Below are 21,962 nucleotides of genomic sequence, written 5' to 3'. Positions count from 1 at the left end.
AAGTCAGACTTGGGCTCGGGCAGTAGCTGACTGCCTTTCTAAAAACTAGGAGTATATTATGAATCGATACCTTTTTGAAAAAGGGCAAACGTTTAGCATTCGGAAGTTGACTGTAGGTGTGGCCTCTGTCATGGTCGGACTAGCATTTTTTGCTTCAGGAACCGTGCGTGCAGACGAAACATCTCCTGCCACGACATCCAATTTAGATCAGCAAATTAAACAAGTCGCAGATATAGAAGAGACCAAGGCTGAACCAGCTAAAGAAGAAGGTCGTGTAGAAGCTGAAAAACAAGAAACACCTGTTGCAGATACCAACAGTGCTGACTTGCTCCCTGAAGACATTCAGGACCGTGCCTATCCCGACACACCTGTCAAAGAACTCGATACGACTACTATCGTTGACCAAAAAGCTAGTCCAAAAGTAGAAACTAAGAGCATTCTAAAGGATAAGGAAGAAGCTCCAAAGGAAGCTGAGAAAGGAAACCGTGCCATCATTAACGGTGGACAAGACCTCAAACATATCAATTACGAGGGACAACCCGCAACTGCTGCAACTATGGTCTACAGCATTTATAATGGTGGAGCTCAACGATACATTGTTTCTGGGTCTGGTATTTTTGTCGCGCCTAACGTTTTCTTGACAGTTGCTCATAACTTTTTAGATAAAGAAGGCCATATTCGTGGCGGAGATTCTGCGCGCTTCTATTACAATCTAGGATCCAACGCTCCTGTTAAGAATTCTCAGCCAAATTCAGGAAATACCACGCTCTTTCAAGAGAAAGATATCCACTTCTGGAACAAAGAAGAGTTTAGCAAGGGATATCAGAATGACTTGGCAGCAGTTGTAGCGCCTGTCCCTGTACAAATTGCAAGCCCAAATAAAGCAGCAACTTTTGTGCCACTCGCTGAGCATAAGACTTACAAAGCAGGGGACCCTGTCAGCACGATTGGTTATCCAACTGACTCAAGCTCAAAAGAACTCAAACAGCCTATCGTAGCTGGACAACTCTATAAAGCTGACGGCAAGGTAAAATCCGTCGATCCTTATGATGACAAGGGAGCTACTGGCATCACTTACCAAACAACTTCTGTATCTGGTTTGTCTGGTGGCGGAATTATCAATGGTGATGGGAAAGTCATCGGCGTACACCAACACGGAACGGTTGACAACGGTGTGCCTGAGAAAGACCGCTTCGGTGGCGGACTTGTCCTCTCTCCTGAACAACTCAAATGGGTCAAAGATATCATTGACAAATATGGTGTCAAGGGCTGGTATCAAGGGGATAATGGCAAACGTTACTACTTTACACCCGAAGGTGAAATGCTTAGAAATAAGACAGCTGTCATCGGAGAAAATCAGTACTCCTTTGATGAGAGCGGTGTCGCTACTCTAGTCAAGGGAATTGATTACGGACGCGTCCTTATCCAGCACGTGGACGAAGCAGGAAATCCTGTCAAAGAAAATGATACCTTCTTAGACAAAACAGAAGTGGGAACTGGCTTTGACTATGATTTCAAGAAAGCAATCACTCCAACCGAATTCTACAAGCAAAACCTAGAGAAATACCAGATTGTTTCCATTGATGGGGTCGAGATTCAGAAGCAACTAAAAGACGAGTGGAACCACAATGTCGTTAGCAAAACAGCTCCTGGAACACGTGTCATCAAGGTGGTTTATAAAGTCAACAAAGGCTCTTTCAAAGTTTACTACCGTCAAAAAGGAACAAGTACTGAACTAGCGGAAGCGACAGTTGATAACAATGAAGGTCAAGAGTATGAGGTTTCCTTTGTCAACACCTTCCATGCAAAAGACATTGCTGGCTACCGTCCAGTTAAGGCTAGCTTGGAAGCGAAGATCCAGCAAAAAGGTGTTAATGAGATCGTCTTTGAATACGAGCCAATCGCTGATACAGCCAATCCAACAACTCCGACTCCTCCAGTCGCTCATCCAGAAGACAAAGAAACTGAGATTGGCAATCATGGACCTCTTCCAAGCGAGGCCCAACTCGATTACCACAAGGAAGAATTGGCAGCCTTCATCCACTACGGAATGAACACTTATACCAATTCTGAATGGGGAAATGGGAAAGAAGACCCTCGATACTTCAATCCAACCAACTTGGATACCGATCAGTGGATTCGTACTCTGAAGGAAACTGGCTTCAAACGAACCATTATGGTTGTTAAACACCACGACGGTTTCGTTGCTTACCCTTCTAAGTATACGAATCATACCGTAGCTGCCAGCCCATGGAAAGATGGTAAGGGTGACCTTCTCGAAGAAGTTTCCAAGTCTGCTAGCAAGTATGACATGAATATGGGTGTTTACTTGTCACCATGGGATGCCAACCATCCTAAATACCATGTCGCAACCGAAAAAGAATACAACCAATACTATCTCAACCAACTGAAAGAAATCCTTGGTAATCCGAAATACGGTAATAAAGGGAAGTTTATCGAGGTTTGGATGGACGGTGCGCGTGGTAGCGGTGCCCAAAAAGTAACCTATACCTTTGATGAATGGTTCAAATACATCAAAGAAGCTGAAGGAGATATTGCTATCTTCTCTGCTCAACCGACAAGCGTTCGCTGGATCGGAAATGAACGGGGAATCGCAGGGGACCCTGTCTGGCATAAAGTCAAAAGGGCCAACATCACAGACGATGTGAAAAACGAATACCTCAACCATGGTGACCCTGATGGTGATATGTACTCTGTAGGGGAAGCCGATGTTTCGATCCGTTCGGGCTGGTTCTATCACGACAATCAACAGCCGAAATCACTCAAAGAGTTGATGGACATCTACTTCAAGTCCGTTGGTCGTGGAACCCCACTCCTTCTCAATATTCCACCAAATAAAGAAGGAAAATTTGCAGATGCGGATGTGGCTCGCTTGAAGGAATTCAAGGCAACCCTAGACCAAATGTATGCCACTGACTTTGCCAAAGGCGCGACTGTAACAGCAAGTTCTACTCGTCAAAACCACCTTTACAAAGAAAGCCACCTGACAGACGGTAAAGATGACACCAGCTGGGCGCTCTCAAATGATGCCACAACCGGTAGCTTTACAGTCGATTTGGGGCAAAAGAGACGCTTCGATGTCGTTGAACTCAAAGAAGACATCGCCAAAGGGCAACGTATCTCTGGTTTCAAGATTGAAGTCGAAATCAACGGACGTTGGGTGACTTACGGCGAAGGTTCGACCGTTGGTTACCGTCGCTTGGTTCAAGGAAAGCCTGTAGAAGCACAAAAAATCCGTGTAACCATCACTGGTGCTCAAGCAACTCCAATCTTGAACAACTTCTCAGTCTATAAGACACCAAGTAGCATTGAAAAGACAGATGGCTACCCTCTTGGACTGGAATACCACTCAAATACAACAGCGGATACAGCCGGAACAACTTGGTACAATGAATCTGAAGGTGTTCGTGGCACTTCTATGTGGACCAACAAAAAAGATGCCAAAGTAAGCTATACCTTCACAGGAACCAAGGCCTATGTCGTCTCTACAGTCGACCCAGGTCATGGAGAAATGTCCGTCTACGTTGATGGTCAAAAGGTTGCAGATGTTCAAACTAAGAATGCTAGCCGTAAACGTAGCCAAAAAGTCTTTGAGACAGGCGATTTAGCACCAGGCCAACACACTATTACCCTCGTGAACAAAACAGGTGAACCAATTGCTACAGAAGGGATCTACACCCTAAACAATGATAGCAAGGGAATGTTTGAACTCGAGTCTACTAACTACGAAGTCGAAAAAGGAAAACCAGTCACTGTTAAGATTAAACGTGTTGGTGGAAGCAAGGGGGCTGCTACTGTTCGCTTCATCACAGAACCTGGAACTGGGGTTCACGGTAAAGTTTACCAAGATACAACTCAAGATGTGACTTTTGAAGATGGAGAAACAGAAAAGACTGTTACCATCCCAACGATTGACTTTACAGAACAAGCCGACTCTGTCTTTGACTTCAAAGCCAAGCTCACTTCTGTCACTGATGGTGCCCTGCTCGGTTTTGCTACAGATGCAACCATCCAAGTGATGAAAGCTGAATTGCTGATCAAGGACCAAACAAGTTATGATGACCAAGCTAGTCAGTTGGATTACAGTCCTGGCTGGCACCATGAAACCAATTCGGCAGACAAGTACCAAAAGACTGAGTCTTGGGCTTCCTTTGGCCGCTTAACTGATGAGCAAAAGAAAAAGACAACTGTCACAGCCTACTTCTACGGTACTGGACTTGATATAAAGGGCTATGTTGATCCAAATCATGGTATCTACAAAGTCTTCCTAGACGGCAAAGAAGTTCCTTACCAAGATGGAATGGGAAATGCTTCAACTATTGATGGTAAGAAATACTTTAGCGGTCGCGCAGCCCAACGCCAAGGCAATCAAACTCTAGTTAGCCTAAAAGGTCTGGACGAAAACTTGCACGTAGTCACCCTTCAACTCGATCCTGATCGAAACGATTTATCTCGAAATATCGGTATCCAGGTAGACCAATTCATCACTCGTGGCGAAGGTAGCGAACTCTACAGCAAGGCAGATATCATCCAGTCTATCTCTAAATGGAAAGATGATCTTTCAAACTTTGATCCAGCAGGCTTGAAAAATACGGCTACTGCACGCCAAGCTTTCCAAGCAAATCTAGAAAAATTGAGAAACCAACTCAGTGCTGATGCAGTGGATGTTCAAGAAGTCATGTTGACAGTCAGTGCCCTACAAGATATCCTATCCAAGGATGATAACTATCAAAGAGGCCAAGAGGAGCCTAGTCCAGAGCAACCGGAACATCCAGAAGAACCTTCTAAACCTGAGCAACCCGCTGAACCAAAACAACCGGAAATCGAATACAATAAGGCCATGGCTAGCTTGACAGAAGCCATCGAGAAAAAAGTCGGTGAGCTTGGTTCTAACAATGAAGCTAAGAAGAAATTAATTGAACTAGCAAATCAAGCAATCGCTGCTATTCAAGAGGCCAAGACTCAAGAAGAAGTTAATAAAGCGCTAGAATCCGCTCTTGAACAAATTAGCAAGCTTGAAGCAGCTCAAGTTCAGCCTGAGAAACCTGCTGAGCCGAAAAATCCGACTCAACCTGAGAATCCAGTGCAGCCTGAAAAACCGGCTCAACCGGAAAAACCGATTACTTCTTCATCTCCTGAAGAAGGAGTTAAGAACCTTGTCTTTACACTTCCAAGTTTGGAAATTGTCAATAAACCAGTACCGTTCAAGACTATCCGTCGCGAAAATGCCCTACTAGACAAAGGAAAAGAAAAAGTTCTATCAGAAGGGAAGGACGGTCTCCTAGTCGAGTATGTTGAAGTAGACGGTGACAATCGCAAGGTTGTCCAAACGGAAACAACTCCAGCTCAAGATCGAGTGATTGAGGTGGGCACTAAACAAAGTTCAGTAGGAACAGAGGAACCTCCTGTTGTGACCCTTCCTGAGCACCCTCTACCAGCTCAACCGGAAAAACCGATTACTTCTTCATCTCCTGAAGAAGGAGTTAAGGATCTTGTCTTTACACTTCCAAGTTTGGAAATTGTCAATAAGGTCGTACCTTCAAGACTATCCGTCGCGAAAATGCCCTACTAGACAAAGGAAAGAGCAAATCCTATCAGAAGGTAAAAACGGTCTTCTTGTTGAGTATGTTGAAGTAGATGGCAGCAATCGCAAAGTTGTCCAAACGGAAACAACTCCAGCTCAAGAGCGAGTGATTGAGGTGGGTATCAAGCAAAGCTCAGTAGGAACAGAGGCACCACCTGTTGTGACCCTTCCTGAGTATGTTGTCCCAAGAGAGACCGAAAAACCAGCTCCAGTCGTAATAGACAATTCATCAGCAAAAGATGAAAAAGTTCCTGTTGCAACTACAGTCAAACAAGACAAGGAAAAACAACTCCCAGCAACTGGGGAACAAGAAGCGAATGCTTTCCTATTCTTGGCAGCTATTACTTCTATCTTGTCTCTCCTTATCTTCCAAAAGAATTTCAAAGACTAAAAAAATCTTTGATTGATTCTTTTCCATCATTCTAGTTCCCCCGTAGAGAAGACCATCTGGTCTTCTCTTTTTCTATCTGTAAAATTTTAAAAAAACACCCCTTCAATGAATGACCCCTCACTATCGTCTCCGAAAATAATCTCTTTCGTTTGATGAGGATTTTTTATATATTCATCCATAGCAATATAAACCTTGCTCATCTCCTCTTCAAAAATGTAGCATAACTGATAAATTGTTAGATATTTTGTCTCACAATCCAGTCTTATTTCACAAAATTTTTCTGTTTTGTCGAACCACTCAGTCCGTAGAATTATATTATCCAATCCATTTCCTTCATTCATTCTCCCCTACCCCAACTCCTTAGCTATCCTGCTCTTTTCAAGTTTCCCCTTGGTAATTCGTTTCCATAAAACAAGAGGGTTCAGACTATAAGATAGGCGTACAAGGAAATAATTAATCCATTCGATAAGGGAAAAAAGCTGTATCAGTGTGGCTAAGATAGCCACTTGGACACTCTGTGTATTCCAGAAAATAAAAGGAAAGCCTGAAATAAGTAAAACAAGGTCTAGTATCCTGAAACCACTATAAAGTTTGGGAACACTTCCACTTCCACTTCCAAACCGAGGATTCGACAGTCTTCTAATCAAAATCGCCCAATAGATTGAACCTTGAAGCAAAATAAATGTCAGTAAAGACAAAGGATAGAGAATGGTTACTAGACTATTCACATCAGCAAGCCGATTTTTCAAAAGGAAAAAACAAAACCAAAAGGTTAGGACGGCTGTGAACTCTCCCAAACAGAGGGACACCAACTCTTTTCTAACTTTCTCTTTTTCTATGTTCATCATCTCACCCATCTATCTATCATCCTATATCAGAAAAAAGCCATTCGAACCAGTTTCTAGTCAACATTTATCAGAATCAAGGCATTCTAAGTATCGAACAGCTTGCTTCCTTTAATATCAATGCAATTCTAAACTTAGAATTACATTGAAATAAATGTTTTAGAGCTATTCTAAGTCTATGACAGCTTTAAATTTTAATTTTTAAAGGATTCTAAAGCTAGAAGAACTTAAAAATCACGAGAATGAAGCCATTCAAAACTTAGAAGAACCTTTGGTGAATTTCAATAGCACTTCAACTAGCTATTCTTACAATTTCTCTGATGAGCTTTGAGTTTTTTCAGAGCCCAATCATAATGACTGGATGTGCTACTGACAAAGTAGGAGCCCAGACTTGTCCTGCTTGTCCACTGTGAGGCTAGTATAAAATAAACTAGGGGAAAATTTCCCCTAGTTAGTAATTGAACTGAGTCACAAATTGTCTTTGTGAAAGTAATTTATAATTTCCAATCATCTAAACTCAAAACTTTACTTATTCTAGAGTTTCATTATCCTGCCAAAAGAATTGAGCATCCTTTAAAGCAAGATGTTCTATCTGAATATCACGACAAACAATTGTTATATCCGTAATACCTAGATCAATTCTGCACTCAACAAAATTTTTCCCTCCTTAGTCACTGTAAGCAACTGATCCTTTAAGTCATAGATGTAACATAAAACTCTCGAAGAAATCCTTCCTCGAGAGTCTTTGCATGTTTCTATCACAACAGAAGAGGTTAATTTAAAGAATTAGTACGATTCTAGTTAAGATAATCATGTAATTTAATTTCTCTTTTTAAGTTTTTCAAAAACATTCTAAGCAATTATTTCTGAGAACTTTTCAATTTATTAACTTAAATAAATAATTAAATTCCTATAGTCTCAGATACTAAATAACAATCACTTTTCCAACTTGAAAATAAGAGGAAGTTTCTCAGAAATTACATCTATCCCAAAATTAATACCAATTACTTGATAATGATGAAAAGTTTTGAAATATACTTGTTGTAATTTTTCTCTTAACCTAGTATTCTCATCTAGCCTTTATCACTGTGCAATATCGGACCAAAAAGGAATTTGGGGTAAATTAGATAGATTTGTCTCTCTGCTTACTGTGATTCCATGAAAATAATCAGTTAGGCTTTTTGAATAATAAATGATATCTGAACCAACAATTGAAAATACAGGCGAAATTGGAGTATTACATGATGCAATATACCTATGACCAAAAATGGGCAATAATGTTGGGGAATTCATTAAACGACTTAGTATTTCTCCTTTTGTAAGTTCTAAATTACTTGGAGCTTCTCCCCAATTATCGCTCCAATCAACATATTCTATTTCTTCTGCTATATTTTCTTTTATTACTTGTATATAATTACTCAACACCTTAACATTCTGAGGTGAAAAATCACTCCAATCATACCAGTTTTCAGGAAGTTCCTCCATATTTCCATAAACTTTTTTAAATTCGTCAGGTAAATAAACGCTATAAATTTCTTCTATCTTTCTAAATGTTCTATTATTAAATTTCTTTGACATTATATTCCCCTTATTTTATTCTTATAAAAGTTTGATAGTGATCTTGAGTATACCATATGGATCCATCTTCACCTATAACAATTCTTTCCGTTCCTCTTGGCACTCCTTTTTGATATGGATGAACATCGTACTCTTTATAAGTAATTCCATCGGGAAGGAGTTCTTCACCATTTAAAGGCTCATTTTTATAAACTTTTCCTCCTTTAAATCCATCTGGTGGATTACCCTTATTGTTTTTAATCTATGAAATAGTATCTTCAACATATTGAGGAATTTTATTAACATCTTTGACATCATCCACTTTATCCGCCACACGGGCAGCATCTTTAGCTTTATCAGCTGCCTTTGTAGCTTTTGAAGCATCATTGACTGCGTCTACTGCATCGAGTGCTTTTTCAAGTTTCCTTAATTTGCCAGCCTTAGCTATAGGAAAGAAATTACTTGCAATATCAACAGCTAACTCTGCACCTGCCGCCCAACGATTTGCGTCTTCGCCCGTTAGTGGATCTTTCCCTGTAACTAAACGTTCTCCATTATTCCAGCCTATGAATTCAGCTGCTAAAGTTGGAAGTTTAGCTTTATTTTCTTGGTTAAACTTCGCAAATTTTACATTAGAGGCATAGGCATTTTCCTCAGGAGTCATTGGGGGAGCCTTTAGATACTCCTCTAATGTCATCCTATCAATTCGCTCTTTCTGATCCAATCTGAGTCCATGTCTTGCCGCATCTTCATACTTTCTAAAGTCTGCGACAGATGGAACTTTATTTTCTCCCTTATCGGAGGCACCAGTTGTTTTTGGATCACAGACATGTTTCAAGGTATTCTGCAAGGCTGTACCCCAGTTTCGGAGGAGATATATCCTCCAATCGTCATACTCATAGTCGTAGCTGGAGATGAGCTTATCCTACTTATCCATATGGCGGAGTTCAGTGAGACTAAAATATATTTTGATTTCAAAAAATCCCCCAAAAATTTAGATTTTCTGTCTAATTTTGAGGGAGTTCAAATCGTTTTTAGTGTAATCTATCTATTGTCCTATACAATTTTCATCACCTTAAAGTGCCCCTCTGGATAATTGCCTTGGTAACCAACTGGAATGTACCCTCCCTCATAAATTAAAAGTAAATCATCATGGAATGCAGACTCTATCCCGAAATAGTCTTGCAATAATTTATAGTTTCTAAGAGTACTTAAATCAAATAAAATCGAATCTATGCATGTCTGTGGCAAAAAATTTCTCTGTAGGTATTCTTTTAATATAGGGGCAATAGATTTACGAAAATAGGCCGAATTTTCATTCCAAATTTTTCCTATTCCAGTTCTAACTTCACCTTTGTTCTTAAGTAAAAATTCACTTCGAAATTCCCAGACAAGCTCTTCCCATTCACTAGACTCTATACTTAGCAATCCTTCAGTACTGTCTAATATTTCTATCTCAAATGGGAATTCAATATTGCTTTCACTAAAACATTCAATAATATACTTCATATCCATATATTTTTCTTTCATTTAGAAAAACCTCATTTCTTTTTAGGTAACGGCATTCTACCTGGTAAAATTATTTCTGAATCACTATTCAATCCATAATAACTTTGTTCAGCTCTAGTAGCAGACATAACTTCACCAACTTGAGAATCTGTCAAACCTGCATCTTTTAATGATTTCGTCGTTGCATCATTGTAATCAGAAATAGTAGGGATATCACCATATTTAGCGCCCCCCTTCCTATACTGATTATAAAATTCTTCCATAGTAGCATGGGCGTTGTAATGAGGACTACCAATATCTTTTCTTATGTTTCCAATTAACGGAACAGTGACACCATCATTATAACTATAATTTGGAGCAGTTTTCTTCATCATAGCCGCTTGATTAACATGGTGAGCCTGATAATCAGTTCCTTTTAAAGACTTCGTTTGGTTTTTATAAGTTCCCACCTGAGTATTTTCTTTGAATACTTCAAGTCTTAGCGTACCAGCCCTTGGCCCATCTAACAATTTCTGTGAAGATTCTGCTGCTGGAGTGACATCTTTCAATGATCGATGATGCTTATACCCCACATCAAGGACTTCGACATCCCCTGATTTCGGCTTCGTCGTCACCACATCAGCCTTAGGAGCCTTCTTAGGAGACACACTACCTGCTCCGTTGGTAAAGGTGTTAAAGGCAAAGTTCATGGCGACTGTTTGACCAGTAATCTTATTTCCTGTGGCCAAATCAATACCTGTGTCAATCGCAGTCTCAACCGCAGATTCCACTCCCATCTTGGCAACTTGTCGAACTGCTTGATTGCCAATATTTTGAGTCACATTGGTTGCTAGACTAGCTCCTGCTCCCATCAAGTGGCCGCCAATAAGACCTGAGATTGCACCTGTTCCTGCTCCTTTGGCAATCGAACCAACCAATTCCCAACCACGTTGGCCAGAACTATAGGCATCATATCCTGAGATGATTGCTCCAGAGTCTGCACCACCGATAGCTCCCGCAGTTACGGCAACCTTCTTCCAGTCGACATTTTTCACGAAATCAACTTTACATCTAGTATTATTAGAAAGCATCTAATTTTATCACTTTTAGAAACTTTCTATATCAAATTTCTTCAGCTGAAGAAGAGCTACACTATTTATAGCTTTGAAAAGTAATCTTCTATTAACGCATTCGTGTCGTACATTTTTAATATATTTTCAAAATCTATAGATGAAATTTCAGACACATCAAACTCATCTGTTGCATTTATTGCATCAAAATCACTTGGATACGGGTCTTCATTCAACTCCATAGGTGTCCGAGTATCAAAGTAAGCTACATGTCCATCACGGAATATATCTAATCGTTTCATTTCATAACGTTCTTCGTCTATTGCAGAATACATTATGATCGGATCATAGTCATTCGTATGATTCCAAATTGTTTTATAATATAACATAAAAATATCTCCTAATTCTTTCCGTGACTAACAATTCTATCAGTCAAGTCTAGAGGATTTTCATTAGGGAGTACATATACCCCATCTCTACCTTTTACTACTGTCAAATTGCTAGTATCAACACCTATATAATTAGAATACTTACTTCCTTGCCAAGGATTGTTTATAAATTGTTTAGAAAGAGAAGCATTACTTCGCGTTCCTGGAGCTATGTCTGAGAAATATTGACCATTTCCATAACGAGCATCTTTCGGATTATTCGCCTTTAATGACGGATTTAAAGTTCCTGTATCTAATATACCAGCCAACCCTTTCTCGGATGTATAATGGTACAAGGTAGATGGTTTCTAAACAATATCTGACGCTTTATATACTGTTCCATCAGGATTTATATTTAATCATCATATTATCAGTTTTATAAAAAATAACTATTGCATATTCAAAATAATTAAAAATTATCCGTATTTACATGATGTGTGGAAAAGTCTCGAATAGCAGAAGTTCGAGACTTTAACGAGACAGTGTTATTCATTCCCACATAATTTCGTCATTATATTTACTTATAAAAGAATAGATTACCTGTGGATTAGTAAATAAATGAACAATCTGGTCATATAGATTTTTATTCATGCCGAAATCTCCATCTAAAAAGTGTAACTCAATAGTTCCAGCATCAGTATTCATCTCTAAATCTTCAAAGTTCTTCATCTTATTTTTACGAAAGTAAGAATCTAAAAATTTTTCCCAATTATAACCATTCATGTAAATTCCAAAATGTACTTCAATATAATTTGAAATTTCTCTAACCAATTTATCTCCAATATCTATCGTAATTATACCTTCATCATTTTTTATGAAACTATCAATTTTTTTTGTAGACAGATTATCATTCTTTAATAAAAAATTAGGACTGATGGATGGATTCATAATTAATGAACGGTTAATTTCAGCAGCTACTCCTGTAATTGTACAAAGTCCGTACATTCCTAAAATCTGAGGTTCATGTTCTAAACGCTCTCCACTTGAAGTACAAAATGAATTTCCTAAAGGATGAATCTTATAGAATCCTATATCCAGTTTTTTCTCTTCTTCATTGAGAGGAGAATGTTTAATTACGTAAAAGTAACCTTTTTCCCAATATTGATTATTAACAATAAAAGGATCTGTCAACAATTCATGATAGTTAGGTTTAAATGTTTCTATATCCATAGTATTGAAACATGTTGAAAATATTACTACAACATGGCTTCCACTCATCAGGCTATTGCTTGATTCAATGTTTGATTCCATGACTTTCCCCAAAAAATAATATCCTTTTTTGGGTGATAAAACAAATATATCCCCTTCTTTAGGCAACTCATTACTAGGCTTTATTACTTGGAGTTGATAATCTTTCGAATTTAGTTCTTCAAACCTTTTTAATTTTCTTTGTATTTCTTTTGAAAGACTATTAATTTTTTTATCTCTTCTTTCTTTCATCAAATTATTAAAAATCATAATCTCCTCCTATTTATTATTTTGAGCCCATTTAATAGCCTCATCATGAAATTTATTTTTTGGACTAATGCTATTGATCTTATTCAATTTATTTGAGTTACCTATTGGATTTTCTATTAAATTCTGTTCATGTGCTCTTGCCTGATTTCTAGTTAGATTATCATATACAGGAACTAACATATCAATATCTTTGCCAGCTTTAACATGCTGATTTTGTCTCTTTTCCAATGACTGTTTAGTAATACCAGTATATACTGGCTCATTATTTTTCATTGCAAAGTATACAGTATTATCAAAATCTCCCTTATTTAGCCAATTATTAAAATGATTATCTTTAGATGTTACTAAATTGACTTTAGGCTTCTCCGCAAACATTTGGAGATTCTCTACTGTCATTGGTATACGTCCACCCGTAGGCTTCGTCGTCACCACATCAGCCTTAGGAGCCTTCTTAGGAGACACACTACCTGCTCCGTTGGTAAAGGTGTTAAAGGCAAAGTTCATGGCGACTGTTTGACCAGTAATCTTATTTCCTGTGGCCAAATCAATACCTGTGTCAATCGCAGTCTCAACCGCAGATTCCACTCCAATCTTGGCAACTTGTCGAACTGCTTGATTGCCAATATTTTGGATCACATTGGTTGCTAGACTAGCTCCTGCTCCCATCAAGTGGCCGCCAATAAGACCTGAGATTGCACCCGTTCCTGCTCCTTTGGCAATCGAACCAACCAATTCCCAACCACGTTGGCCAGAACTATAGGCATCATATCCTGAGATGATTGCTCCAGAGGCTGCACCACCGATAGCCATCGCTACGGGAGCTCCAAGACCTCCAGTCGCTACGGTAAGAGCAATACCGACACCGATAGCTCCCGCAGTTACGGCAACCTTCTTCCAATCGACATTTTTCACGAAGTCAACGACTTGATTCTTGATCCGTTCAGCTGTCGTACAGACATGTTTCAAGGTATTCTGCAAGGCTGTACCCCAGTTTCGAAGAAGATTCATACCTTCTCGGATGGTTGGGGAAGAGCTCAAGCCTGTTGCCAGGGCATAGGCAGACCGAACCACTTGTTGGCGCTTGGCCTCTATCTGTGCTGCTGCTTGCTGGTATTTCGTTTGTACATAGTCACTGGCACTATTGTAGGCCGTTTGAACCTTATTCCACTGTCTGCCAACCCAATTCGATGCGCGATTGAATTGGGTGCTGACCCAGTTAGTCGCGTGGTTGAAGGCACTCTTGGTCGCATTCCAAGCCTTGGAGGCGAAACTCTTCACACCATTCCATGTGTTTGAGGCCACTCTTTTCACCGTATTCCAGGTATTAGAGGCAACTCGTTTTACACCATTCCAAGCATTAGAGGCCGTCTTTTTAACATAGTTCCAGCCTTTTTTGATACTGTTCCAGAAGTGTCCACTCGGGTCTGTATAGTTGACGGGGTTGTTCTGCACATAGCTGTAGCGGTTCTGACTGAGAGGATCTGTGTCCTCACCTGGGTAGCTATCCTCGGTTAAGAAAGTACCTCCCTGACTATCATAATACCTTGCTCGTAAATAGTCAAGTCCAGTATCGTCACGGGCTTCACCGTTATAGGCAAATGGCTGACCTGTTGTGTCTGTGCTTGTCTTTCTTACCCCATAGAGATGATAGCGACTGGATGCGACGGCTTGTCCATCCTTGGTCAAGCCTGTCACAGAACCTGATTGGTTGGTCAAGTAGTTGTAGCTGTCACCTGTTTGGTTGTTGAGGTAGCTGGTTCGACCCTGACCATAGCTATAGGTCTCACGAGCCTTGCCATCATGGTCATAGGTTTCGAGGACTTCTGTATGTTCACGATTGACATCATTGACATAGTTATGTTCTTCGTAGTAGTTGTAGGTGTCCTCTCGTGTGGTGTAAGGGATCAGGACATCCTGAATCTGACTGGCATAGGTCACTTCTCCCTGACCCGGTAAGTTCCCAAGTTCTGGTGGGGTGACGACGATTCCCTCCTTGGTCGCTCGGTCCTTAGCCACTTTCTGGCGGTAGGCTGTCGACACATCATCAAAGATACTGTGCCAGATGCTTCCTACACCATCATAAGTGTAGCTATAAGTTCCACCTTCTTCATTCGAAGTACCGATTTTATGGCCGAATCCATCATACTTTTATAAAAACGTTTGGTGGGAATCCTACAAAGCAGGTCAGACTACTTCTACTGCTAAACCACCAAGCAGGTCAACAATTGCAAATACCAAAACCTATTTTGAAAAACATATACTACCACTTCTTGGAAACTATACGATACAGTTTCTAAATCAAAATAAGCAAGTTATCCTAAATCTAATGACATCTAAGGCTAATGAATATGCGAACTTCAAATCTTTACGTAGCTATGTGATTTCCATTTTTGATTGGGCAGAAGAACTTGAGTATATAGAAGCTAATAAAGTTGCAAAAATATTAAGAAGAATAAAAGCCACTAAAAAAATTCAACTTGCAGAGGCAAAGAGAGAGGAAGATTTATATCTAACTCATGAACAACTCCAAGAATGGTTCTCAGCATTTCAAGAAGATTTAGAGAATGATAAAATAACCCTTAAAGATTATATCCTATTTTATCTCACTTTTTTCCTTGGAGATAGAAAATCAGAAACCTATGCTCTTCAATGGAAATATATCGATCTTTCAAAAAAACAGATTCAGCTAATTCAAGCTTTAGATAGATATGGACAAGTAAAATCTACAAAAGGGAACAAGAAAACAACTTTTCAAATCCCTATTGAACTAACTGAATTGCTCCAATCTTGGAAAAAGCAACAAAAAACTGAGCTGGCAAAATTTGGTATTATCCAATCCGATGAACAATATGTCTTTACTTATATCGATATGAAGGGTAATATTAATAGCCCTCTACACTCTGATTATCTTAATAATAAAATGAAATCTGTCAAACACCGTCATAAGGAACTGGCACATGCTACACCTCACAAATTACGCCACACAGGCGCCACTCTAGCTAAACAAGCAGGAACTTCACTTGAAGCTATTTCAGAGGCACTTACGCATAGTGATACCCTTACAACAAAGACTTATGTCAATACTTCGAATGTTATTCCAATGGCTATCGGAAAGATTGCATTTCGTAGTCTAAAAAAATGATGGGGTGAATTTGGGGTGAATTTTGATAAAAATCATCAAAAAAGCACTCCATGGTATGAACCATGAAGTGCTTTGAAACGTTGATATAATCGTATTGATTAACGTTTTGAGAATTGTGATGCTTTACGAGCTTTCTTAAGACCTGGTTTCTTACGTTCAACTTTACGTGAGTCACGTGTAAGAAGTCCTGCGCGTTTCAATGAATCGCGGAAGTCTGGGTCTACTTGAAGAAGGGCACGAGCGATACCGTGACGGATAGCTCCTGCTTGACCAGCGTAACCACCACCTACAACGTTAACGAAAACGTCGTATGAACCTACAGTTGAAGTAACTGCGAATGGTTGGTTGATAACGAGACGAAGGTCAGCGTGTGGGATGTACTCTTCAACATCTTTTTTGTTAACAGTGATTTTACCAGTTCCTGGAACAAGGCGAACGCGTGCAACAGCGTTTTTACGACGTCCAGTACCTGCATATTGTGCTTGTGACATACTTTATTGTTCCTTTCCTTAGATAAGTCCTGAAATATCAAGAACTTCTGGTTGTTGTGCAGCGTGAGTGTGCTCAGCTCCAACGAATACTTTCAATTTCATACCTTGAGCGCGGCCAAGAGTATTGTGTGGGAGCATACCTTTAACTGATTTTTCGATCAAACGTACTGCATTTTTAGAACGAAGTTCACCAGCAGAGATTTGTTTCAATCCACCTGGGTGGTTTGAGTGAGTGTAGTAGATCTTATCAGTTGCTTTTTTACCAGTCAATTTAACTTTTTCAGCATTGATAACGATTACGAAGTCACCTGTATCAGTGTGTGGTGTGAATGTTGGTTTGTTTTTTCCGCGAAGTACGCTAGCAACAACTGCTGAAAGGCGTCCAAGAGGTACATCAGTTGCGTCAACAACGTACCATTTGCGTTCTACTTGGCCTGGTTTAGCCATGAATGTAGTTTTGTTCATGATTTCTCCTATATGAATATCGTTTTTGTTTACAGGGCGGATGTTCCGGTCCGCGGGGTATTTGAAAGGTTCCGGGGCCTTACAAATGGGGTAAACAATACCGTCTACTATCATACCAAATTTTACTACTAAAAGTCAATAGATATGTAAAATATTTTTACCGATTTCGCTGTTTAACATCTAGAAAAACCTCGCTTTCGCGAGGCTCTCCTATTTGTAAGCTAAGGCACGTTTAAAGGTTTTCCAGATTCCCAAATCATCTGTTTGAAGGACTAGGCTGGCATACATACGTCCGATAAAGACTGTCGCAGTGACTGCAAAAGCAACCGTTATGGCAAGAGAAATCCAAGCTTCCAGACCACTTGCATAACCATTTATAGCTCTAAACGGCATAAAGAAGGTCGAAATGAAAGGAATGTAGGAACCAATTTTCAGAACTAAATTGTCCCCGGCAGCACCTAGAGAAGTCACACCGACAAATCCTGCTATAATCAAGATCATCAATGGCGACAAGGCCTTTCCTGAATCCTCAGGGCGAGAAACCATAGATCCTAGGAAGGCTGCTAAAACAACGTACATAAAGAGACTAACCAAGACAAACAATAAGGTATTGAGCGAGAAGGCCTCTCCTAGATGATTTAAAATCCCAGATTGTGCCAAGATAGGGATGTCTTTAAAGAGCAGAATGGCAGCAAGTCCACCCACGACGTAAATGCCAATATGAGTCAAAATCACAAGAAGCAGAGCCAACATGCGAGCGTAGAAATAATGACTAGCTCGGATACTAGAGAAGACCACCTCCATGATTTTGGTTCCTTTCTCGCTAGCCACTTCTTGAGCAGTGACGCTAGCATAGGTAATCAAAATCATATAAAGGAAGAAACCAAGCCCTGCGGCCGCAATGGTTTGAACAATTTTTTTGTTTTCCTTGGATTCATCAATCTTCTCAGTAAAATCAACGGTTTGACTCAGGCGTTTTTCCTGTTCCTGAGACAAATTGGCTGCTGAGCGATTGAGTTGGTATTGCAGTTCATTTAACTTATTGGTTACTGCTAGTTTGATGCCACTTTCAAGAGAGGTTTCACCATGATAGACGGCTTTGAGGACACTGTCCTCTTGGTCAATGGTTAGATAACCCTTGATTTTCTCATCCTTGATAGCAGCCTGGGCACTGGTTTCATCCTTGTAATCAAAGTTGATACCATTGGTACCCTTGAGCCCTTCTTCCACAGATGGCACCGTTGTCACTACTGCTATCTTGCTATTCTTGGCCATAGAAGACCCTTGGAGATAACCGATTCCTACAGATAAGGCTAAAAAGAGGAACGGCGAAATCACCATAAAGAAGAAACTCCACGACTTGACATGTCGAAGATAGGTTTCCTTCATTACAACCCACATATTTCTCATACTTCCACCCCTGATTCTAGTTTAAAGATTTCATCGATTGTTGGAGCTTGTTGGTCAAAGGTCGCGATATATTGACCTTGAGTCAGGATTGGGAAGAGTTCCCTTCCAGCGCTCTCGTCATCGAGGATCAATTTCCAACTACCTTGCTTGGTCAAGCTCACCTGTTTGACATGAGGAAGATTTTCCAATTCTTCCTTACTTCGTTCACTTGAAACAAAGAGACGCGTTTTCCCGTATTGATTGCGAACTTCTTGGACCGGTCCATGCAAGACTACACGCCCATCTCGAATCATCAGGATATCATCGCAAAGCTCCTCGACATTAGTCATAACATGGTCAGAAAAGATAATGATTGCACCGCGCTCTTTCTCTTTCAAGATGACCTGTTTGAGCAACTCAGTATTGACTGGATCCAAACCACTAAAAGGTTCATCCAAGATAATCAAGTCAGGCTCATGGATCAGGGTGATAATCAGCTGAATTTTCTGCTGATTCCCTTTGGAGAGGCTCTTGATTTTGTCGGTCAATTTGCCCTTCACTTCCAATTTTTCCATCCATTGAGGGAGTTTTTCCTTGACTTCCTTAGCATCCATGCCCTTTAGAGTCGCCAAGTAGCGAACTTGCTCAAGGACTGTCAATTTAGGCATAAGGCTGCGTTCCTCAGGCAGATAGCCAATCCGAGCGTAGGTCTCCTGACGAATCTCCTGCCCATCCAGAATGATCTCTCCTTGATAGTCCAAAAATTTCAACATACTGTGGAAAATCGTTGTTTTCCCAGCACCATTTTTCCCTACCAGTCCCAAAATTCGTCCTGGACTTGCCTGAAAATCGACACCAAACAAGACTTGCTTGGAACCGAAACTTTTCTCTAGATTTCTTACTTCTAGCATTTTCCACCTCCGAAATATGTTGCACTTATTATACTCCTTTTTGATAGCCTTTACAAGGATTTATGTACATTTTTATCTTGTTCATCCTTCCTTAAAAACTAAACTCTCTAAGGATTTTGAGTACCCAAGTGATAGAACAATTATAGCCCATTAAAGTGCATACAGGTGCTCTTACTCCTCAATTGTCCATTTTTGATCCTGAATTGTCATTTTGAAAAGCAAAAATCCACCCCGAAGGATGGATTGATGAGTTAACGTACTTCTGCATTCACTTTTTCTTCGAGTGATGCTTGGATTTTTTCCATGTAGCGTGCGACTTCTTCGTCTGTTAAGCTATCTTCTGGATTTTGGAAGGTCAAGCTATAGGCCATTGACTTCATTCCAAGTCCCAGTTTTTCACCTGAGAAGACGTCAAAGAGTTTGATATCTGTCAAACGTTTCACGCCTGCAGCTTGGATAGCATCTACAACTTCTTGGTGAGTCACTTCTGCCTTGAGGAGTAGGGCCACGTCACGACTGACTGCTGGGAATTTGGTGATTTCCACAAATGGAGCAGCTGGTTGAAGGGCAGCTTCGATGGCTGAAAGATTGAGCTCCGCTACATACGTTTCTGGAATATCATAAGCCTTAGCAGTGACTGGATGCACTTGCCCAAGGAAACCAAGAACTTGGTCACCAAGTGAAATCACAGCTGTACGACCTGGGTGAAGACTAGCAATCTCAGCTGTTGCTGTATAGGTCACTTCTAGCCCCAAGCGAGTAAATAATGCTTCTAGGATTCCCTTAGCATAGAAGAAATCAACTGGAACTGCTGCTGTTTGGAAATCTTTTTCAGCCACCAAGCCTGTCAAGGCAAAGGCAAAGCTGTTGATTTCATTTGGAAGTTCTTCTTTTGGATTACCTATTTGTTCAAAGACTTTTCCAATCTCGTAAAGGGCCAAGTTTTTATTCTTACGAGCCACATTATAAGCCACCGTATCAAGGATACCTGAAATCATATTTTGACGGAGAACTGAACGGTCCACAGTCATTGGCCACATGAGTTCTGTCAGCTTGCTTGGTTGAGCTGTGAACTCAACCGCTTTTTCAGGCGTTGTTAGAGCGTAGGTGATGATTTCTGTCAATCCTGCTCCTTCGGCGATGGTACGAACTTGACGGCGAAGTTTTTGTGTCGCAGTCAATTCACCAGCTGTACCGTCATCTTTCGGAAGACTAGTTGGCAAACGATCGTAACCATAGATACGAGCGATTTCTTCAAAGAGGTCAGCTTCGATGGTGATATCCCAACGACGACGTGGTACGCTGACTGTAAATGATTCTGCATTGCCAGAAAGGCCAAAGCCAAGACGACGGAAGACATCTTCGACATCAGTGTATGAAAGCTCCGTACCAAGGACACGGTTAACATCAGCAAGAGTCGAAGAAACTTCCACATCTGAAGTATCAAGCTGGCCTGCTGAAACGATGCCCTTACGCACCGTCGCACCTGCAAGCTCAGCAATCATGCTAGCTGCCGCATCAAGGGCTTCGTTAACAGTTGCCACATTGATGCCTTTTTCAAAGCGAGAAGATGATTCCGAACGAAGGTTGAGGCGTCCGCTAGTCTTACGAATCGATTTGCCATTGAAGACAGCTGCTTCAAGGACGACACAACTAGATTTTTCAGAGATTTCGGTTTCTTGACCACCCATGACACCTGCAAGAGCTACTGGCTTGTCTGCAACAGTGATGACTAAGTCATTTGTTTCCAACTCGCGTTCTTCACCGTCCAAGGTCACCAATTTTTCACCAGCACGCGCTTCACGTACACGGATGTCAGTCCCTTCAAAGGTATCCAAGTCAAAGGCATGCATAGGTTGACCAAAGTAAAGCAGGATGTAGTTTGTCACGTCGACTACGTTATTGATTGGACGGATGCCTTCGTTCATGAGGAGGTTTTGCAACCATTGCGGACTTGGTGCGATGGTCACATTGTCCAAGATACGGGCTGCATAGTATGGTGCCTTGTCTGTTTCAATCCCTACAGAAAGAGCGTCTGATGCAACTTCATTTGTTTCTGTTAGAGTAAATTCTTTAAAGTTAACGGCCTTGTCATAGATGGCTGCTACTTCATGAGCTACTCCACGCATAGAAAGAGCGTCTGCACGGTTTGGAGTGATAGAAAGTTCGATGATTTCATCATCCAAGTCTAGGTAAGAAAAGACTTCATCCCCAGGAACAGCATCTTCTGGCAAGATTTGGATACCATCTGCGAATTCCTTTGGTACAACTGAGTCAGAAATACCTAATTCACCAAGTGAGCAAATCATTCCTAGAGACTCCAAGCCGCGAATTTTCCCTTTTTTGATCTTGTAATTGTCAGCGATACGAGCTCCCGGAAGTGCCACCATGACCTTGATACCAGCACGCACATTTGGGGCACCACAGACGATTTGACGGGCTTCTTCTTCGCCAACGTTAACCTGACAGACATGCAAGTGAGTTTCTGGCACATCTTCGCAGGACAAGACCTCACCGACGACAATTTTTGAGAGACCAGCAGCTGGTGATTCGACACCTTCGACCTCTATTCCTGTGGTTGACATTTTTTCAGCCAACTCTTGTGATGGCACATCAATGTCCACCAATTCTTTTAACCATTTATAAGATACAAGCATAATTTAGTTCTCCAGAATGACAGTTGCCACTCTAGTTCTTTTCCTTTCCTATCATTTCAATAGAA

The 21,962-nt window shown here is 40.6% G+C and carries 18 protein-coding genes and 2 pseudogenes; 3 read left to right on the top strand and 17 right to left on the bottom strand.

The genetic code is table 11. The features are described 5' to 3' along the window. The first annotated feature begins 58 nt into the window (after positions 1-58). Both HMPREF0850_RS05850 and HMPREF0850_RS13270 read left to right on the top strand, forming a co-directional pair. Positions 59-5,593: an alpha-L-fucosidase gene (locus HMPREF0850_RS05850; RefSeq protein WP_442852094.1), complete on the top strand. Its 5,535-nt coding sequence runs from the start codon at positions 59-61 to the stop codon at positions 5,591-5,593. Continuing rightward, complete coding sequence (locus HMPREF0850_RS13270; RefSeq protein ID WP_009013872.1) at positions 5,514-5,996, top strand: LPXTG cell wall anchor domain-containing protein; 483 nt, start codon at positions 5,514-5,516, stop codon at positions 5,994-5,996. Before HMPREF0850_RS05850 ends, HMPREF0850_RS13270 begins: the two co-directional genes overlap by 80 nt. A gap of 86 nt (positions 5,997-6,082) precedes the next feature. On the opposite strand, the gene HMPREF0850_RS05845 is transcribed toward HMPREF0850_RS13270, so the two are convergent. The 12 genes and pseudogenes from HMPREF0850_RS05845 to HMPREF0850_RS05810 all read right to left on the bottom strand — a co-directional run bounded on the left by HMPREF0850_RS05845 (position 6,083) and on the right by HMPREF0850_RS05810 (position 14,882). Then, a complete protein-coding gene (locus HMPREF0850_RS05845) occupies positions 6,083-6,337 on the bottom strand; it encodes a hypothetical protein (protein WP_001002022.1) in 255 nt (84 codons plus the stop codon). Between the two features lie 6 nt (positions 6,338-6,343). Continuing rightward, positions 6,344-6,853 carry a hypothetical protein gene (locus HMPREF0850_RS13085; RefSeq protein WP_000504317.1) on the bottom strand — a complete coding sequence of 170 codons (510 nt, stop codon included), beginning with the start codon at positions 6,851-6,853 and terminating at the stop codon, positions 6,344-6,346. A 284-nt stretch (positions 6,854-7,137) separates the two neighbouring features. Further along, positions 7,138-7,251, bottom strand: a pseudogene (locus HMPREF0850_RS12720) (ClbS/DfsB family four-helix bundle protein); the annotation flags it as partial. A 673-nt stretch (positions 7,252-7,924) separates the two neighbouring features. Next, positions 7,925-8,419, bottom strand: a complete 495-nt coding sequence (locus HMPREF0850_RS05835) for a hypothetical protein (RefSeq protein WP_000037407.1) — start codon at positions 8,417-8,419, stop codon at positions 7,925-7,927. A 10-nt stretch (positions 8,420-8,429) separates the two neighbouring features. Further along, positions 8,430-8,660, bottom strand: coding sequence for a ribonuclease domain-containing protein (locus HMPREF0850_RS13265; RefSeq protein ID WP_080639506.1), 231 nt, complete (start codon positions 8,658-8,660; stop codon positions 8,430-8,432). Beyond that, positions 8,661-9,248 carry a pre-toxin TG domain-containing protein gene (locus tag HMPREF0850_RS05830; protein ID WP_001181688.1) on the bottom strand — a complete coding sequence of 196 codons (588 nt, stop codon included), beginning with the start codon at positions 9,246-9,248 and terminating at the stop codon, positions 8,661-8,663. A gap of 206 nt (positions 9,249-9,454) precedes the next feature. Next, entirely contained in the window at positions 9,455-9,928 is a 474-nt protein-coding gene (locus HMPREF0850_RS05825) for a hypothetical protein (protein ID WP_000660940.1), read from the bottom strand. 11 nt (positions 9,929-9,939) lie between these two features. Further along, entirely contained in the window at positions 9,940-10,977 is a 1,038-nt protein-coding gene (locus tag HMPREF0850_RS13020; protein ID WP_000950602.1) for a hypothetical protein, read from the bottom strand. Positions 10,978-11,042: 65 nt separating this feature from the next. Further along, positions 11,043-11,345 (bottom strand): DUF6881 domain-containing protein, encoded by a 303-nt coding sequence (locus HMPREF0850_RS05820; protein WP_000967663.1) that lies wholly within the window; start codon positions 11,343-11,345, stop codon positions 11,043-11,045. An 11-nt stretch (positions 11,346-11,356) separates the two neighbouring features. Beyond that, positions 11,357-11,680, bottom strand: coding sequence for an HYD1 signature containing ADP-ribosyltransferase family protein (locus tag HMPREF0850_RS05815; RefSeq protein WP_000274942.1), 324 nt, complete (start codon positions 11,678-11,680; stop codon positions 11,357-11,359). 193 nt (positions 11,681-11,873) lie between these two features. After that, on the bottom strand, positions 11,874-12,842 hold the full coding sequence (locus HMPREF0850_RS12565) for an Imm26 family immunity protein (protein ID WP_000576993.1): 969 nt from the start codon (positions 12,840-12,842) through the stop codon (positions 11,874-11,876). Positions 12,843-12,851: 9 nt separating this feature from the next. Continuing rightward, on the bottom strand, positions 12,852-14,882 hold the full coding sequence (locus tag HMPREF0850_RS05810; RefSeq protein ID WP_000102042.1) for an RHS repeat-associated core domain-containing protein: 2,031 nt from the start codon (positions 14,880-14,882) through the stop codon (positions 12,852-12,854). A gap of 100 nt (positions 14,883-14,982) precedes the next feature. On the opposite strand from HMPREF0850_RS05810, the pseudogene HMPREF0850_RS0103170 reads away from it, so the two are divergent. Beyond that, a pseudogene (locus HMPREF0850_RS0103170) lies at positions 14,983-15,984 on the top strand (site-specific integrase); the annotation flags it as partial. Positions 15,985-16,082: 98 nt separating this feature from the next. On the opposite strand, the gene rpsI reads toward HMPREF0850_RS0103170, so the two are convergent. The 5 genes from rpsI to pheT form a co-directional block, all read right to left on the bottom strand. Continuing rightward, positions 16,083-16,475 (bottom strand): 30S ribosomal protein S9, encoded by a 393-nt coding sequence (gene rpsI, locus HMPREF0850_RS05805; protein WP_000075969.1) that lies wholly within the window; start codon positions 16,473-16,475, stop codon positions 16,083-16,085. A gap of 18 nt (positions 16,476-16,493) precedes the next feature. Then, positions 16,494-16,940 (bottom strand): 50S ribosomal protein L13, encoded by a 447-nt coding sequence (gene rplM, locus HMPREF0850_RS05800; protein WP_001044624.1) that lies wholly within the window; start codon positions 16,938-16,940, stop codon positions 16,494-16,496. Between the two features lie 210 nt (positions 16,941-17,150). After that, entirely contained in the window at positions 17,151-18,350 is a 1,200-nt protein-coding gene (locus HMPREF0850_RS05795; protein ID WP_001245396.1) for an ABC transporter permease, read from the bottom strand. Continuing rightward, positions 18,347-19,240, bottom strand: coding sequence for an ABC transporter ATP-binding protein (locus tag HMPREF0850_RS05790; protein WP_000895267.1), 894 nt, complete (start codon positions 19,238-19,240; stop codon positions 18,347-18,349). The genes HMPREF0850_RS05795 and HMPREF0850_RS05790 overlap by 4 nt, the downstream gene beginning before the upstream one ends. Before the next feature lie 251 nt (positions 19,241-19,491). Continuing rightward, positions 19,492-21,897, bottom strand: coding sequence for a phenylalanine--tRNA ligase subunit beta (gene pheT / locus HMPREF0850_RS05785; protein ID WP_000961518.1), 2,406 nt, complete (start codon positions 21,895-21,897; stop codon positions 19,492-19,494). Positions 21,898-21,962 lie beyond the last annotated feature (65 nt).

Source organism: Streptococcus sp. M143 (assembly GCF_000162495.1).
Taxonomy (GTDB): Bacteria; Bacillota; Bacilli; order Lactobacillales; family Streptococcaceae; genus Streptococcus; species Streptococcus dentisani.
The sequence above is the reverse complement of the archived record's forward strand: the minus strand, read 5'-3'. Positions and strand labels throughout refer to the sequence as shown.

Coding starts and splice junctions, on each gene's coding strand:
- rplM (WP_001044624.1), bottom strand. CDS start 16,940: ATGAACAAAACTACATTCATGGCTAAACCAGGCCAAGTAGAACGCAAA.
- HMPREF0850_RS05845 (WP_001002022.1), bottom strand. CDS start 6,337: ATGAATGAAGGAAATGGATTGGATAATATAATTCTACGGACTGAGTGG.
- HMPREF0850_RS05820 (WP_000967663.1), bottom strand. CDS start 11,345: ATGTTATATTATAAAACAATTTGGAATCATACGAATGACTATGATCCG.
- pheT (WP_000961518.1), bottom strand. CDS start 21,897: ATGCTTGTATCTTATAAATGGTTAAAAGAATTGGTGGACATTGATGTG.
- rpsI (WP_000075969.1), bottom strand. CDS start 16,475: ATGTCACAAGCACAATATGCAGGTACTGGACGTCGTAAAAACGCTGTT.
- HMPREF0850_RS05795 (WP_001245396.1), bottom strand. CDS start 18,350: ATGAGAAATATGTGGGTTGTAATGAAGGAAACCTATCTTCGACATGTC.
- HMPREF0850_RS05790 (WP_000895267.1), bottom strand. CDS start 19,240: ATGCTAGAAGTAAGAAATCTAGAGAAAAGTTTCGGTTCCAAGCAAGTC.
- HMPREF0850_RS13085 (WP_000504317.1), bottom strand. CDS start 6,853: ATGGGTGAGATGATGAACATAGAAAAAGAGAAAGTTAGAAAAGAGTTG.
- HMPREF0850_RS05850 (WP_442852094.1), top strand. CDS start 59: ATGAATCGATACCTTTTTGAAAAAGGGCAAACGTTTAGCATTCGGAAG.
- HMPREF0850_RS13020 (WP_000950602.1), bottom strand. CDS start 10,977: ATGCTTTCTAATAATACTAGATGTAAAGTTGATTTCGTGAAAAATGTC.
- HMPREF0850_RS05825 (WP_000660940.1), bottom strand. CDS start 9,928: ATGAAAGAAAAATATATGGATATGAAGTATATTATTGAATGTTTTAGT.
- HMPREF0850_RS12565 (WP_000576993.1), bottom strand. CDS start 12,842: ATGATTTTTAATAATTTGATGAAAGAAAGAAGAGATAAAAAAATTAAT.
- HMPREF0850_RS05835 (WP_000037407.1), bottom strand. CDS start 8,419: ATGTCAAAGAAATTTAATAATAGAACATTTAGAAAGATAGAAGAAATT.